This window comes from Mesorhizobium bavaricum (assembly GCF_056781655.1).
This window is the reverse complement of record NZ_CM165566.1, coordinates 3,994,002-4,007,612: the sequence shown is the minus strand read 5'-3', so window position 1 is coordinate 4,007,612 and position 13,611 is coordinate 3,994,002. Positions and strand designations below refer to the sequence as shown.

The 13,611-nt window shown below is 60.7% G+C and carries 15 protein-coding genes and 1 tRNA gene; 8 read left to right on the top strand and 8 right to left on the bottom strand.

The annotated features are described in order from the left end of the window. The first annotated feature begins 2 nt into the window (after nt 1–2). From ctaD to AC1RZR_RS19660, 5 genes are read left to right on the top strand one after another with little or no spacing between them, the layout of a single operon-like run. Nucleotides 3–1,772, top strand: a complete 1,770-nt coding sequence (ctaD, locus tag AC1RZR_RS19680) for a cytochrome c oxidase subunit I (RefSeq protein WP_379104604.1) — start codon at nt 3–5, stop codon at nt 1,770–1,772. Continuing rightward, nucleotides 1,769–2,473 carry a cytochrome c oxidase subunit 3 gene (locus AC1RZR_RS19675; protein WP_481825673.1) on the top strand — a complete coding sequence of 235 codons (705 nt, stop codon included), beginning with the start codon at nt 1,769–1,771 and terminating at the stop codon, nt 2,471–2,473. Before ctaD ends, AC1RZR_RS19675 begins: the two co-directional genes overlap by 4 nt. Nucleotides 2,474–2,486: 13 nt before the next feature. After that, nucleotides 2,487–3,206 carry a heme-copper oxidase subunit III family protein gene (locus tag AC1RZR_RS19670; protein ID WP_477279172.1) on the top strand — a complete coding sequence of 240 codons (720 nt, stop codon included), beginning with the start codon at nt 2,487–2,489 and terminating at the stop codon, nt 3,204–3,206. A gap of 11 nt (nt 3,207–3,217) precedes the next feature. Further along, nucleotides 3,218–3,619: a cytochrome C oxidase subunit IV family protein gene (locus tag AC1RZR_RS19665; RefSeq protein ID WP_477279170.1), complete on the top strand. Its 402-nt coding sequence runs from the start codon at nt 3,218–3,220 to the stop codon at nt 3,617–3,619. A 39-nt stretch (nt 3,620–3,658) separates the two neighbouring features. Beyond that, nucleotides 3,659–4,132 (top strand): aminoacyl-tRNA deacylase, encoded by a 474-nt coding sequence (locus AC1RZR_RS19660; RefSeq protein ID WP_379104596.1) that lies wholly within the window; start codon nt 3,659–3,661, stop codon nt 4,130–4,132. Between the two features lie 56 nt (nt 4,133–4,188). Here AC1RZR_RS19660 and AC1RZR_RS19655 read toward each other — a convergent pair whose 3' ends face one another. The 5 genes from AC1RZR_RS19655 to tig all read right to left on the bottom strand — a co-directional run bounded on the left by AC1RZR_RS19655 (nt 4,189) and on the right by tig (nt 9,205). After that, a complete protein-coding gene (locus AC1RZR_RS19655) occupies nt 4,189–5,001 on the bottom strand; it encodes a DUF2189 domain-containing protein (RefSeq protein ID WP_477279168.1) in 813 nt (270 codons plus the stop codon). Between the two features lie 381 nt (nt 5,002–5,382). After that, entirely contained in the window at nt 5,383–6,321 is a 939-nt protein-coding gene (locus AC1RZR_RS19650) for a heme o synthase (protein ID WP_477279166.1), read from the bottom strand. Between the two features lie 150 nt (nt 6,322–6,471). Then, nucleotides 6,472–6,852 carry a c-type cytochrome gene (locus AC1RZR_RS19645; RefSeq protein WP_477279164.1) on the bottom strand — a complete coding sequence of 127 codons (381 nt, stop codon included), beginning with the start codon at nt 6,850–6,852 and terminating at the stop codon, nt 6,472–6,474. Nucleotides 6,853–7,044: 192 nt separating this feature from the next. Further along, the gene (locus tag AC1RZR_RS19640) at nt 7,045–7,569 is read right to left on the bottom strand and encodes a hypothetical protein (RefSeq protein WP_477279162.1); all 525 of its coding nucleotides are present in this window, start codon (nt 7,567–7,569) and stop codon (nt 7,045–7,047) included. A gap of 160 nt (nt 7,570–7,729) precedes the next feature. After that, nucleotides 7,730–9,205 (bottom strand): trigger factor, encoded by a 1,476-nt coding sequence (gene tig / locus AC1RZR_RS19635; protein ID WP_481825672.1) that lies wholly within the window; start codon nt 9,203–9,205, stop codon nt 7,730–7,732. A 339-nt stretch (nt 9,206–9,544) separates the two neighbouring features. On the opposite strand from tig, the gene AC1RZR_RS19630 reads away from it, so the two are divergent. Continuing rightward, nucleotides 9,545–9,629: transfer RNA gene (locus AC1RZR_RS19630), tRNA-Leu, on the top strand. Between the two features lie 31 nt (nt 9,630–9,660). Here AC1RZR_RS19630 and AC1RZR_RS19625 read toward each other — a convergent pair. The 3 genes from AC1RZR_RS19625 to AC1RZR_RS19615 form a co-directional block, all read right to left on the bottom strand. Beyond that, the gene (locus AC1RZR_RS19625; protein ID WP_481825671.1) at nt 9,661–11,109 is read right to left on the bottom strand and encodes an aromatic amino acid lyase; all 1,449 of its coding nucleotides are present in this window, start codon (nt 11,107–11,109) and stop codon (nt 9,661–9,663) included. A 169-nt stretch (nt 11,110–11,278) separates the two neighbouring features. Continuing rightward, nucleotides 11,279–11,863, bottom strand: coding sequence for a GDYXXLXY domain-containing protein (locus AC1RZR_RS19620; RefSeq protein WP_481825670.1), 585 nt, complete (start codon nt 11,861–11,863; stop codon nt 11,279–11,281). Further along, nucleotides 11,860–12,978, bottom strand: a complete 1,119-nt coding sequence (locus AC1RZR_RS19615; protein WP_481825669.1) for a DUF2157 domain-containing protein — start codon at nt 12,976–12,978, stop codon at nt 11,860–11,862. Before AC1RZR_RS19615 ends, AC1RZR_RS19620 begins: the two co-directional genes overlap by 4 nt. 237 nt (nt 12,979–13,215) lie before the next feature. Between AC1RZR_RS19615 and AC1RZR_RS19610 the strand changes: the two genes are divergently transcribed. Both AC1RZR_RS19610 and AC1RZR_RS19605 read left to right on the top strand, forming a co-directional pair. Further along, nucleotides 13,216–13,356: a DUF1127 domain-containing protein gene (locus tag AC1RZR_RS19610; RefSeq protein WP_013531315.1), complete on the top strand. Its 141-nt coding sequence runs from the start codon at nt 13,216–13,218 to the stop codon at nt 13,354–13,356. 48 nt (nt 13,357–13,404) lie between these two features. Then, a complete protein-coding gene (locus AC1RZR_RS19605) occupies nt 13,405–13,545 on the top strand; it encodes a DUF1127 domain-containing protein (protein ID WP_379104575.1) in 141 nt (46 codons plus the stop codon). The last annotated feature ends 66 nt before the right edge of the window (nt 13,546–13,611 follow it).

Sequence of the window (13,611 nt, the reverse complement as noted above, 5' to 3'; positions counted from 1 at the left end):
CTATGGTCGACATCACGCCTGCAGATGGCATCCCGCCGGCCGAAGTCGCGGAAGTGGAGCTCTACCATCCGCACAGTTGGTGGACGAAATACGTCTTCTCGCAGGACGCCAAGGTCATCGCCATCCAGTATTCGGCGACAGCAACGGCAATCGGCCTGGTCGCCCTGGTGCTCTCCTGGCTGATGCGGCTGCAGCTCGGCTTCCCCGGCACGTTCGACTTCATCACCCCGGAAGCCTACTACCAGTTCATCACCATGCACGGCATGATCATGGTGATCTATCTGCTCACCGCCCTCTTCCTCGGCGGCTTCGGCAACTATCTGATTCCATTAATGGTCGGCGCGCGCGACATGGTCTTTCCCTATGTCAACATGCTGAGCTACTGGATCTACCTGCTCGCCGTGCTGGTTCTGGTGTCGAGCTTCTTTGCGCCCGGCGGACCGACGGGCGCCGGCTGGACCCTCTACCCGCCGCAAGCCATCATGAGCGGCACACCAGGCGGCCAGGACTGGGGCATCATCCTGATGCTGTCCTCGCTGATCCTGTTCATCATCGGCTTCACGATGGGCGGCCTGAACTATGTGGTGACGGTGCTGCAGGGCCGCACGCGCGGCATGACGATGATGCGCTTGCCGCTGACCGTATGGGGCATCTTCACCGCGACCGTCATGGCGCTGCTCGCCTTTCCGGCGCTGTTCGTCGCCTGCGTGATGATGCTGCTCGACCGCGCCCTCGGCACCAGCTTCTTCATGCCGGCAATCTCCGAGATGGGCGAGCAACTGCAGCACAATGGCGGCAGCCCGATCCTGTTCCAGCACCTGTTCTGGTTCTTCGGCCACCCCGAGGTCTACATCGTGGCGCTGCCGGCGTTCGGCATCGTATCCGACCTGATCAGCACCCATGCACGCAAGAACATCTTCGGCTACCGGATGATGGTCTGGGCCATCGTCGGCATTGGTGCGCTGAGCTTCGTGGTGTGGGCGCACCACATGTATGTCAGCGGTATGCATCCGTATTTTGGCTTCTTCTTCGCCACCACGACGCTGATCATCGCCATTCCGACCGCCATCAAGGTCTACAATTGGGTGCTGACCCTATGGCGCGGCGACATCCATCTCACCATACCGATGCTCTTTGCCCTGGCCTTCATCGTCACCTTTGTAAACGGCGGGCTGACTGGGTTGTTTCTCGGCAATGTCGTCGTCGATGTTCCGCTGTCCGACACGATGTTCGTCGTCGCCCATTTCCATATGGTCATGGGTGTCGCCCCCATCGTCGTGGTTTTTGGCGCGATCTACCATTGGTATCCGAAGGTCACCGGCCGGATGCTCGACGAGACGTTGGGCCGGTTCCATTTCTGGGTCACGTTCCTCGGTGCCTACCTGATTTTCTTCCCCATGCACTATCTCGGCCTGATGGGCGTGCCGCGGCGCTACGCTGAACTGACCGACATGACCATCATGACGGAGTCGGCCCACCACCTGAACTCGTTCATCAGCATCATGGCCTTCATCGTCGGCTTTGCCCAAATGGTGTTCCTGTTCAATCTGATCTGGAGCATCCGCCATGGCCGCGAGGCCGGCGGCAATCCGTGGCGGGCCACGACGCTCGAATGGCAGACCCCGCAAACACCGCCGGCCCACGGCAATTTCGGCAAGGACCTGCCGATCGTCTATCGCTGGGCCTATGATTACAGCGTGCCGGGCGCCAAGGAGGATTTCATCCCCCAGAACGTGCCGGGCTCCTTCGGCCCCTCAAGGGAGCCGGCATGAGCGTCATCCTCGCCTTCCTGCTCGTCATTGCCGGTTTCGCCGGATGGTGGCTTTCGCACCAGAGGCTGATGACCAAACCATGGCTCGAACAAGGTCTGGCCGGCGATTTTGTCGGCCTCGACCGGTCGGCGCTGCCCACCGCCAAGGTCGGCCTCGGCGTGTTCCTCGCCGTCGTCGGCTGCCTGTTTTCGCTGTTTACCAGTGCCTACTTCATGCGCATGGGCCTGTCGGACTGGCGACCCCTGCCGCTGCCGCGCCTGCTCTGGCTGAACACAGGCGTGCTGGTCCTGAGCAGCATTGCGCTGCAATGCGCCGTGGTGGCGGCACGCAGGGGTCAGATCGACATGGTCAGGCTCGGCCTTGCGACGGCCGGGGTCACGGCGCTTGCCTTCCTCATCGGACAGTTGATGGCATGGCGGCAAATGACCGAAGATGGCTATCTGCTGAGCTCCAATCCGGCCAACAGCTTTTTCTACCTGATCACCGGCATGCATGGCCTGCACATACTGGGCGGGCTGGTGGGCCTCGGCAGAACGACCGCAGGCGCCTGGAACGCAGCGCGGCCAGAACGGCTTCGCCTCGGCGTCGAACTGTGCGCCATGTACTGGCATTTCCTGCTCTTCGTCTGGCTCGCCATCTTTGCCTTGCTCGCCGGCTGGGCGGCGACCTTCATCGACATTTGCCGACAGTTGCTGACCTGAGAGGATCAAGCGGATGGCAGAGACTCTGACGCATATCGGCCAGACGGAGCCAAGGCCCACAGGCTGGCAAGGCATCGCCGCCGACTGGTCTTCGGATCAGCGTGCGTTCAAGAACGTGTCCTGGGGCAAGGCCATGATGTGGATCTTCCTGCTCAGCGACACCTTCATCTTCGGCTGCTTTCTGCTCTCCTACATGAGCGCGCGCATTTCGACACGCGTGCCGTGGCCCAATCCGAGCGAAGTCTTTGCACTTCGTATCGGCGGCTCGGATATCCCGCTGATCCTTATTGCCATCATGACGTTCGTGCTGATCTCAAGCAGCGGAACCATGGCCATGGCGGTCAATTTCGGCTATCGCCGCGATCGCCGCAAAACAGCGATCCTCATGCTTCTGACCGCGGCACTCGGCGCGACCTTTGTCGGCATGCAGGCCTTCGAATGGACCAAGCTGATCACTGAAGAGGTGCGGCCCTGGGGCAACCCCTGGGGTGCCGCACAATTCGGATCGTCTTTCTTCATGATCACCGGTTTCCACGGTACCCATGTGACAATCGGCGTGATCTTCCTGATCATCGTGGCGCGCAAGGTTTGGCGCGGAGATTACGACACCGGACGGCGCGGCTTCTTCACCAGCCGCACGGGCCACTACGAGAACGTCGAGATCATGGGGCTGTATTGGCACTTCGTCGATCTGGTCTGGGTGTTTATCTTCGCATTCTTCTATCTTTGGTGAGAGGCAGGGACATGGCTGAAGCAACCGCAAACGGCCTCGGACAACACGCACTTCATGCTGCTCATGCCCATGAAGCGCCGGCGGTCGCCGCGCATGCCGACGTGCATCAGGAACATCCGATCAAGCTCTATCTGGTGGTCTGGGCATGGCTGTTCATCCTCAGCGCATGCTCCTACATGGTCGATTATTTCGGCCTTCACGGCTATCTCAGATGGTCCTTGATCCTGATCTTCATGATCCTCAAGGCAGGGCTGATCGTCGCCGTCTTCATGCACATGGCCTGGGAACGGCTGGCGCTGGCCTATGCGATCATTCTGCCGCCGATACTGGTGCTGGTGTTCGTGGCAATGATGGTCTTCGAAGCCGACTACACCCTTTTCACCCGGCTGGCGTTTTTCGGATCCGGGCCCTGACGCCGCTCGGCGTCGCGAACTCCGGCAAGGGAGGCCAAGATGACGATCGCAACCAGACTGAAGGACTTCATCGACGGCAAGGGAATTTCCTACGAGACCGTCGCTCATCATCGCACTTCAACAAGCCGGCAGTCGGCGATAGCCGCGCATGTGCCCGGCAGCATCATGGCGAAATCCGTGGTTGTTCACCATGAGCTTGGCTATACGCTGGCCGTGGTTCCGAGCACTCACAGGATCGAACTTGGCAGGCTGCAAGACGTCATGAACAAGCGTCTTGGACTTGCCTCCGAAGACGAGGTGATTTCTCTCTTCGGTGATTGCGACACCGGCGCTATCCCACCGATCGGTGCAGCCTATGATGTGCCGGTGATTGTCGATGAAAGCCTCGGCGATGTCGCCGACGTCTACTTCGAAGGCGGCGACCATCGAACGCTGGTGCATGTCAGCGGCAAGGATTTCCGCAACCTGACCATGGGCGCATACCAAGCCCGCTTCAGTCACCCGGCCTACTGACGGCTTCGTTCAAACTTGCACCGGCCCCCTTGCCGGTGCGGTGAGGTCGAACTTCCTCAAGTTGCCGGTCTGGCGGGCGACTCCACGACCTTGCGGTAGACATGCCAGGTGGCGTGACCGAGGATCGGCAACACGACGGCCAGGCCGGCGAACACCGGCAGCGAGCCGATGATCAGGGCGACGGCGACGATTAGTCCCCAGACAGCCATGGTGATCGGGTTCGCCAGCACCGCACGCACCGAGGTGTGGATGGCTTCGTAGGCGCCGACGTCGCGGTCGAGCAACAATGGGAAGGCGATGACCGTTGTGCACAACACCACAACGGCGAACACAAAGCCGATGGCGTGCCCCAGGATAATCAGCGTCCAGCCGCGTCCGGTGGCGAATATTTCATTGATGAAGCCGGATATCGATGCCGGCGGAGCCGGGCCGAAAAGATATTGGTAGAACATCTGCGCCGTCAAAAGCCAGGTGATGAAGATTGCAAACAGCATGATCCCGACCGCCGCGATGGCCGGCAGCGCCGGAGAATTCCTGACCTCGAAAGCGTGCCTCCAGGAGGTGTCGAGTCCGTCTTCCCGTCTGCGGCTGATTTCATAGAGGCCTATCGCCGCGAACGGGCCAATCAGCGCAAAACCGGAGACCAGCGGAAACAACAACGGCAACGCATTGGCGCCCGAAGTCCAGGCGGCGAGCACGACGCCGACGAGCGGATAGATCAGGCAGAGAAAAACGATGTGCGATGGTTTGACCATGAAGTCGTCGACGCCCCGCTTGAGCGCGTCGAAAAGGTCGGAAACGCCGATTTTTCGAATTTTGGTATGTTCCAGCGTCTCGCTGGCGCCTGCTATCACGTGAAAGCTTGCCATGACCATTCCTCCAGACCCAAGTCCGGCAAGGTCGCGGTTTCACGGTGCATCCGTTTTGCGTGACTGGCCACGCAAACCGCGACCTGCACCGCAATCAACATACTCTCTTGCCAGAGACTTGTCGCCCTTTGTCAGAAGAGATCCAGCGGTCTGGCTAGCTCTGGTGGTCTTTTTTCGATATTCTCTTGGGATTAGAGGGGAAGGTCATGGACGGAAGGACGCTTCTTATACTCGGCCTTGGCATAGTCGCCCTGCTGATCCTGGGATTCTGTGCAATACCATCGTGATGTTCGAGCCGATTCTGGTCTGCAACGTCTTCAATTCAGCAACCAGGCTGGCCGCTTCGAGCCGTTGAGTCTTCCGACAACAGCGATCATGCCGTCAACCTCCGGCTGACATGAACCCCCGCATTGCGATGGTGTCGGCAAGCAGTATGGCAAAGATCGCGAAAAGATAGAAAATCGAGAAGGCAAACAGCGCCTTTGCAGGCTTCATCTCCTTGTCTGGAGCGACAACCAGGACCCTCCAGGCGTGCCAGATGAAACCCGCGCCCAATGCAGCCGAAACAATTCCATAGAACGCGCTTGCGAATCCGAACGCCCAGGGCAGGACGCCGATTGGCGCCAGGAGCAGTGAATAGGCGAACATCTGTTTTCTGGTCGAGGCCTGGCCGGCCACGTTCGGCATCATCGGGATGCCGGCAGCGGCGTAGTCCCCGACCTTGAACAGCGCCAGCGCCCAGAAATGCGGCGGCGTCCACAGAAAGATAATCAGAAACAGGATGAGGCTTTCAACGCCGATGGCGCCAGTGGCGGCCGCCCAGCCAATCATCGGAGGCAGCGCACCCGCCGCGCCGCCGATGACGATGTTCTGCGGCGTCGAGCGCTTCAGCCACATCGTATAGATGACGACGTAGAAGAAGATGGTGAAGGCCAGCAACGATGCGGCAAGCCAGCCCACCAGCACGCCGAGCGTCATGACCGAAAGCGCGGATAGCACCAGGCCGAAGCCGAGAGCCTCGCCCGGCGTGACGCGGCCCGACGGGATCGGCCGCTTTGATGTGCGCGACATCAACGCGTCGATGTCCGCGTCGTACCACATGTTGAGTGCCCCCGCCGCTCCCGCTCCGATCGCAATCGCACCGATTGCAATCACGGCGATGACCGGATTCATCGCGCCGGGCGCCACGATCAGGCCGACAAAAGCGGTGAATACCGCAAGCGCCATGACCCTCGGCTTCAAAAGCGCGAAGAAATCACCCGCCGTCGCTTCCGAGAGGCGGATGCCGGTATCCTTGAGGCGGTTTTCCCTGGTCGACATCTCAGACCGATGGAAGCAGGCAATGCGGGCAATGATCCCGAACTGAAGGCATGCGAGCGAAAACGGAAACCCGGTTTTTGCTTACGCTGCCCACGGTTCGGACAAGATCACGGTAAAACAAGAGGCTAGACGCATGGCGGAGGAGCCAGGTCACTTGGAGAACGTTTTCAGATAGGCAATGACGTTGGCCACGTCCGCATCGTTCTTGAGGCCGGGAAAAGCCATCTTGGTCCCTTTGACCATGGCCTTGGGATCGTGAAGATAGGTCGCCAGTGTTGGTTCGTCCCATTTGACGCCGGATTTACCGGCCGCAATCATCGCATCAGAATATTTGAAATCCGGATGCGTACCGGCAATACGGCCGATGACGCCGTGCAGCGATGGACCGATCTTGTTCTTGTCCTCGTCCGCGACGTGGCAGGCCTTGCATTTGGTGAAGACCTTCTCGCCGGCCGCAGTATCCTGGGCCTGCGATGGGTTGGCGACGAAGGTTGCAACAGACACGACGGCCAAAAACGCGACCAAGCGCATGACTTTTCCTCCCTGATTGTCAAATGTGCCTGAGACGATCTGCGCATGCCGGCACCACCGGCGATGCACCTTGTACGGCAGAACAGATTTTTTGCTTCTCCCCCTATGGAATTGCCGCACCTCTATACCACAGAATCTGGCCGACAGGTAGAAGAGGTCGCCCGTACAAAGGTTTAGGTGGTATGCAGCGGCTCAGGGCACATCCGTGTTGCAGGTGCCGGCAATTTGCGCGAGCGCCTCGCCAAGCCCGGCAAGGTCGAAGTCCGCCTCGCCGCGGCCCGACAGCAGGCCGAACCGCCAGGAAAGCCCCAACCGGCTCGCCGACACCAACTGCTTGACGCCGTCCGCGCCATCCCTGACAAGCATTCTGCCACGGCCACCGACGGACCAGCTTTCATTGACCTTGTCACCCCGGTCGACCGAAACCGACATGGTAATTTTCCGGCTGGCGGACACGGCATCGTTGAGCTGCAGCCATTCGCTCCAGCGCGGTTGGCCGCCGGGTCGGCAGGCGATGGTCAACACCGGGCTGTAGCCCAGAGCGCCGCCGCCGGTAAAAAGCTTGTTGGTGGCATAGAGCGAGGCGGTGACCAGGCCGTCGCTGCCGGTGTCGAAGCGCCAGTTGTCCAGAACGCTGTCAGCTCGGGCGGCGCCACAGACCGAAGCGACAAGCAGCGCCGTGGCAACCACCCCACCCATCTGGACGAACAGTCTCAACGATGCCTCCAACGGCCTGCGTTCTGCAACACAACAGATAATCATCAAAAGTTCGTACCGCCAGCCGCCAGCCGCCATTTGCCGGAGAGGCTGTTGCCACAACGCCACAACGAAAAAGGCCGCCTCATGGGCGGCCTTTTGAAATTCCGTTTTCAGACGCTTATTCGGCGTCCTTGGCAGCCTTCTTCTTCGGCGCCGCCTTTTTCTTGGGCTCTTCCGCGTCGTCGGCCTTCTTGTCGTCAGCCTTCTTTGCGGCGGCTTTCTTCGCCGGCTTCGCCTTGGTTGTGGTCTCGGCCTCCTCGTCGTCGGCCATCAGCTCTTCCTTGCTGACCTTGACGTCCGTGACCGAGATCTGGCCGAGCAGGTGGTCGACCACCTTCTCCTCGAACATCGGCGCCCGCAGCGTGTTCAACGCTTCCGGGTTGTTGCGGTAGAACTCGAAGACTTCCTGCTGCTGATTGCCCGGATAGCGGCGCACCTGCTCGAACAGGCCGCGCTGCAGTTCCTCGTCCGATACGGTGACGCCGGCTTTCTCGCCGATTTCAGCCAGCACCAGGCCAAGACGCACGCGGCGCTCGGCAAGACGCAGATATTCGGCGCGTGCCTCTTCTTCCGTCGTCTCTTCGTCGGCGAAAGTGCGGCCGGCGGCTTCCAGGTCGCGATTGACCTGCGCCCAGATGTTATTGAACTCGGCGTCGACGAGCTTCGACGGCGCCTCGAACGAGTAGGACGCGTCGAGCTGGTCGAGCAGCTGGCGCTTGACCTTCTGGCGCGTCATGGCGCCGAACTGGTTTTCGATCTGGCCACGAACGACATCACGCAAGCGCTCCAGCAACTCAAGGCCCAGGTTCTTGGCGGTCTCGTCGTTGATTTCCAGCGCGCCGGGCTGGGACACTTCCTTGACGGTGACGTCGAAGGTCGCTTCCTTGCCGGCAAGATGCGCCGCCTGATAGTTTTGCGGGAATGTCACGGTGACCTGCTTTTCGTCACCGGCCTTGGCGCCGACCAACTGATCCTCGAAACCGGGGATGAACTCCTTCGAACCCAGCACCAGCGGCTGATCGGTGCCGGCGCCGCCATTGAAGGCCTCGCCGTTGATCTTGCCGAGATAGTCGATGGTCACGCGGTCGCCGTTGGCGGCCTTGCCGGTCTTCGGCTCGTAGCTGCGCGCCGATTCGGCAACGCGCTGGACCTGCTCGTCGATCTCGCTGTCCGGAACGTCGAACACCTGACGCGTCACCTTGATGTCGGAGAAATCCTTGATCTCGATCGTCGGAATGATCTCGTAGTTGAGGCGGAATTCGAAGTCGGCGCCCCCGGCCAGGATCTTCTCGGCTTCCTTCTCGTCCTCGGTCATGATGACTTCGGGCTGCATGGCCGCCTTTTCACCGCGCCCGGTAATGATCGTGCGGGTCGAATCATTGAGGATTTCGTTGACCACTTCGGCCATGAACGACTTGCCGTAGACCTTGCGCAGGTGCTGCACCGGTACCTTGCCGGGACGGAAGCCGTTGATGCGGACCTTGTTCCTGGCGTCCGAAAGCCGCGCCATCAGCTTGGCTTCCATGTCACCGGCCGGCACGGTGATCTTGATCTCGCGCTTGAGACCGGAGTTGAGCGTTTCGGTGACCTGCATCGTAAAACCTTTGTTTTCACCAATGAGACTGCCACGGCCTCTGCCGTTCACAGCCTGCCGGTATAATCTTGCCGGGAATGGCTTTTGGTACGGAACCTGGCGATTTGACCGAAAATACGGCTCAAACTCTCCCAAACTGCGTTCCAAAATGTGAATAAGTTCTTGTTTTTCCTACTTCTTATCACATTTTGTAGAAGCGGATCGTCGCGTTCCGTCACATTCGACACGCCTTTTGTCACAGGCGAGGCTATTTTTCAACCTTCTTCGCATTTCGGCGAACAACCAACATTTTGGCTCCGACATTGACAGAATGATGGCTACATGGGATTGCCGGTCCATGCGGATGTGGCGGAACTGGTAGACGCCCTGGATTTAGGTTCCAGTGCCGAAAGGCGTGGGGGTTCGAGTCCCTTCATCCGCACCAATTCACTGGCTTTTCTTCCTGGCATCGGTGCCTACGCCTCGAACACTCTCCCTGTGAACCACTCGGCCAGCTTTGCAAGCTCCGGCCCCAGCACGCGATCGTCGCCGACGGGCGGTACGATGGCTCTGATTTCATCGACGAATGACTGAAGCGCCGGCGGTGGCGCGCGTTCGGTGACGTGCAGCGCCTGCGAGGCCATCATCGCCAGCATCGCCATCGCCGCATCGACGCAGCGGCCGGCGGTTGCCTCCTTGGTCCATGCGAAGAACGCCGTGGTGGCGACGTCGTCCTGCCCGGCACCGGCCGATTCCGTTCCCGGAATGAAGGTGCGCTGCGCCGCGAGCTTGGCCTGCTCGAGATAACCGGTGATCGCCATCGGCACATAGCCGACATTGCCATGACCGTCGCTGTCGGCCCAATGCCGCCCGGTCATCAAGAGATCGGGCAGCAGCGACACCTTGCCGTTCAGAAGCTTGGAGGCATGACGGTCGCAGAGCAGGCAGATATCGGCCCATATCGCTGCCAGATCGTCCATCGCCGGCGTCGCCATGGCATTGTGATAGCCGCCGGTGCTGATGCAGCGGCCGAGCGGATGTGCATCGTCCGGCGGGATATAGACCGGATTGTCCGAAATCGAGGCCAGCGAGACCGTGGCCGCCCGCTCGGCGCCTGCCAGCGCACGATGCGCCTGGCCGAGAACGCGCGGCACGATCCGGTAGCTGACCGGCGCCTGGTAATTGCGCCGCCCGTCTCCGGCGCCAACCAGAAATTCCCGCAACCCCTGGAGGGCCGCCGCTTCATGTTCATCGCCCCAGAGCATGTCGAGCGCCGCGTCATAGTGCTCGAGCGGGGCGCGAAACGCTTCGATCGACAGTGCGAACACCTTGTGCGCCATGCGGACGCGGCGTCGTGCCGCGAGCGCCGCGTCGGCCACCAGCGCCGCGGCGCAGGGCGAGCCGTTGATCAACGAGCCCCGTTCCTTGACCTCCAGGTCGAAGCGCGTCGTGAGTTCGGCAAACAACGGATAGAGCGCCAGGATCTCGCCGGCGCCGCCCTGGCCGGAGGCCGGTACCGTTGGCATCGGGCCGCCGTCGAGCATCGCGGCAACGGCGAGTGCGATGCGTGGCGTGGTGGCAGCGTTGCCCTCGATGAAGTTTGTCAGGCGGGCCAGCGTGATCGCCCGGACCACACGATCGGGCAAGAGATCGCCGAACGAGGTGGCGGCGGCGAACGCCTTGATGCGCGCATGGCGATCCCGCTCGTCACGTTCGAGCCTGCGGCTCGCCAGCTCCCCCATGGCGGTCGTTACGCCATAGATGACCGGTGGCGGGTCGGATTCAATCAGCTTCAGGAATAGGGCACGGCATTCGGCGATGCGCTGCAAGGCCGCCTCGCCGATCTCCACTGTCTCCTTCTTCCAGGCGACGCGAAAAACAGTGTCGAGGTTGATGTCGCCACGCGTCGACAGGGTAATTGGCATGCTTCTACCGTCCAAGAGGGAGACAAAGAAGGGCTTCTGTCGACCATCACGGTCGACATCACTAGAGCAATTCCAGGAAAAGCGTGAAACGGTTTTCCGTCCGGAATTGCGTCAAAAACAAAGAGATAGAACGGTTCGGCGTTTCCGTGAAATGATGAACCGCTCTATCCTAATACAGCGGTTCCTCGAACAGGGTCTTGTCACCGTCCACCAGCGCCTTGATCTGCGCGGTGCCGTCACCGGCGAGCGCAAGACGGATACCGAACGGCCGCACCCGCATGTCGTCCTGGATCGCCGCCCCCTCACCTTCCGGCAGATAGAAACGCTCGATGCCGTAGTCCGGCGCGATGGTCATGCCTTCGCTGCGAAGGTCCCACCCCTCGGCGACATGGCCTGATATATCGGCCTCGTCGGCAGCTGCCGGCGTCGGCGCCTTGCCGAACCAGGCGGTGGCCGGCTGCCAATAGCCATCGGCGTCCTTCTTCAGGCGGACGACAATCGATGTATCATCGCTGGAGAGTTTGTCGGCGGGGATGTTGGCGATCATTTTCACCGGTATGCGCGAAATCTCGTAGCCGAGGATAATGTAGTCGCCGCGCAGGAGATCGCGTGGATCGACGGGTTCGATCTTCAGCAGCACTTCCTTGCCGTTGCGCAGGATCGCCGCGCGGCCGGCGATGATCCAGCTCAGAAATCCGATCTGGACGAGCGCCAGCACCAGCGCCGAGATGATCAGCCTCTTTCCGGTCATCATGCCGCGGCTCCTTTGGCGACTGGGCTCTTCATGCGTTTTTCGATGCGGATGATGACGAGCGCAAGGATGCCGAGCAGCACCGCGGCGGCAAGGAAGAAGCCGGCCGTATCGAGCATCGATTGCAACATCACCACATAGATGATGGCGATTTCCAAGGCGAAGCCGGCATAGGCAAGCCAGCGCAACCCGCGGCTCTCTCGCCCGGCCAGCACGATTGCAGCGACGATGCCAGCCAACGCAATCACCGATGCTATGGCGAATCCGCTGTTGTAGGTGCTCTCATCCGCGAGTTCGAACTGGATCATCGCCAGGCCCGTCAGGAAGCCTAGCAGCGCGTGCAAGGGCAAGCGGCCGCCGAGTTGCACGATCCTGTCGACCGGCTCTGGCGCGAACACTGAGGCGGCGAACAGCAGCGCCGATACGGCGACCAGCGGGATCGCTACCTGCAGGGTGTCGTGGTTCGTGACCAGCAGCACCAGATAGAAAAGCAGCGACAGGATGATCAAGTGCCGCGCCGGCTGGCTGCGGGTCCAGAACGATACGGCAAACAGCACGATCGCCATAACCACGAAGAGATGCGGAAATTCACTGCGGCTGTAATAGTCGAAGCCTTTCAGGAACAGCCAGGCATCGGCGATGCCGACCGAAGCGATGGTCAGCGGGTTCGAACGCAGCGCGACCGCAGCCAGTGCCGTTCCGGCACCCCAGGTGACCAGGGCCGACGCCTCGTCGCCCGAGAGATGATACATCTGGCCGATCAGCGCGATCGAGCCGCCGAAAGCCGCCGCGGCCACGAACCACAACGCTTCGCCGATCGCCGCGTGGTCGCGCGTCTTCAACAGCGCACCGCCAACATAGCCGCCAAGAATGATGGCAAAGAGTGCCGCCACCCGCGCCAGCCTCGGAATAGCGTCCCAGTTGGCGGCGACGAAAATCAGGATGGCGGCGCCGAACAGCAAGGCGGCCATCATCGCCAGGATAGAGCCGAAGCTGAGCGATTTGCGCTCGTTGGCCTCGACATCGCTCGTCAGGGAATCGGCGGTCGCGGCGTCGATCAGGCCGGCCTGCCGCCAGCGCGCGATATCCGCCCTCACTCGTGACGAATAGCCCGCCATACCGCTTCTCCCCCAGCTTGGTCTTTTTTTCAGCCGACCCGGTCAAACCGTTGACGTTACGGCATTTTCCGATTCGGGTTTCTTTGTGTCAGTCCGTGAACGCGCGTTAATGCTGCATTGCACAATTTGCATTGCTGCCATGCAGCCATAGCGCTTTTAAATCGATATAGGCCCGCCTATCTATCGTTCGTACACAAAGACGGAATGATCCGAAAGAAAGACGAAACGAGAAATACCATGAACCTGATCCGCAACTACCGCAACTGGCGCCGCTACAGGGACACCGTGTCCGAGCTGAGCCGCCTGAGCAACCGTGAACTGACCGACCTCGGCATCAGCCGCAGTGACATTCCTTACGTCGCTCGCAAGGCGGTCTAATTCTTCGGACCGCAAATGGTCCGAACAAGTTTTGAAAAGAGAACGACAATGAACCTGATCCGCAACTATCGTAACTGGCGCGTTTATCGCGAGACGGTTTCCGAGCTGGGTCGCCTTTCGAACCGTCAGCTGCATGATCTCGGTATCGTCCGCGACGAAATCAAGATCATCGCCCGTCGGGCGATCTAACCAGAATTTCGCCAGGGTCGACCTCCTCCCCGACCCTGACGGATCCGGTCAACCTTCACCTCCTCC

Excerpts from the sequence above, each read along its gene's own strand:
- ctaD (WP_379104604.1), top strand. The coding sequence starts at position 3 with ATGGTCGACATCACGCCTGCAGATGGCATCCCGCCGGCCGAAGTCGCG.
- AC1RZR_RS19675 (WP_481825673.1), top strand. The coding sequence starts at position 1,769 with ATGAGCGTCATCCTCGCCTTCCTGCTCGTCATTGCCGGTTTCGCCGGA.
- AC1RZR_RS19670 (WP_477279172.1), top strand. The coding sequence starts at position 2,487 with ATGGCAGAGACTCTGACGCATATCGGCCAGACGGAGCCAAGGCCCACA.
- AC1RZR_RS19665 (WP_477279170.1), top strand. The coding sequence starts at position 3,218 with ATGGCTGAAGCAACCGCAAACGGCCTCGGACAACACGCACTTCATGCT.
- AC1RZR_RS19660 (WP_379104596.1), top strand. The coding sequence starts at position 3,659 with ATGACGATCGCAACCAGACTGAAGGACTTCATCGACGGCAAGGGAATT.
- AC1RZR_RS19655 (WP_477279168.1), bottom strand. The coding sequence starts at position 5,001 with ATGGCAAGCTTTCACGTGATAGCAGGCGCCAGCGAGACGCTGGAACAT.
- AC1RZR_RS19650 (WP_477279166.1), bottom strand. The coding sequence starts at position 6,321 with ATGTCGACCAGGGAAAACCGCCTCAAGGATACCGGCATCCGCCTCTCG.
- AC1RZR_RS19645 (WP_477279164.1), bottom strand. The coding sequence starts at position 6,852 with ATGCGCTTGGTCGCGTTTTTGGCCGTCGTGTCTGTTGCAACCTTCGTC.
- tig (WP_481825672.1), bottom strand. The coding sequence starts at position 9,205 with ATGCAGGTCACCGAAACGCTCAACTCCGGTCTCAAGCGCGAGATCAAG.
- AC1RZR_RS19625 (WP_481825671.1), bottom strand. The coding sequence starts at position 11,109 with ATGCCAATTACCCTGTCGACGCGTGGCGACATCAACCTCGACACTGTT.
- AC1RZR_RS19620 (WP_481825670.1), bottom strand. The coding sequence starts at position 11,863 with ATGATGACCGGAAAGAGGCTGATCATCTCGGCGCTGGTGCTGGCGCTC.
- AC1RZR_RS19615 (WP_481825669.1), bottom strand. The coding sequence starts at position 12,978 with ATGGCGGGCTATTCGTCACGAGTGAGGGCGGATATCGCGCGCTGGCGG.
- AC1RZR_RS19610 (WP_013531315.1), top strand. The coding sequence starts at position 13,216 with ATGAACCTGATCCGCAACTACCGCAACTGGCGCCGCTACAGGGACACC.
- AC1RZR_RS19605 (WP_379104575.1), top strand. The coding sequence starts at position 13,405 with ATGAACCTGATCCGCAACTATCGTAACTGGCGCGTTTATCGCGAGACG.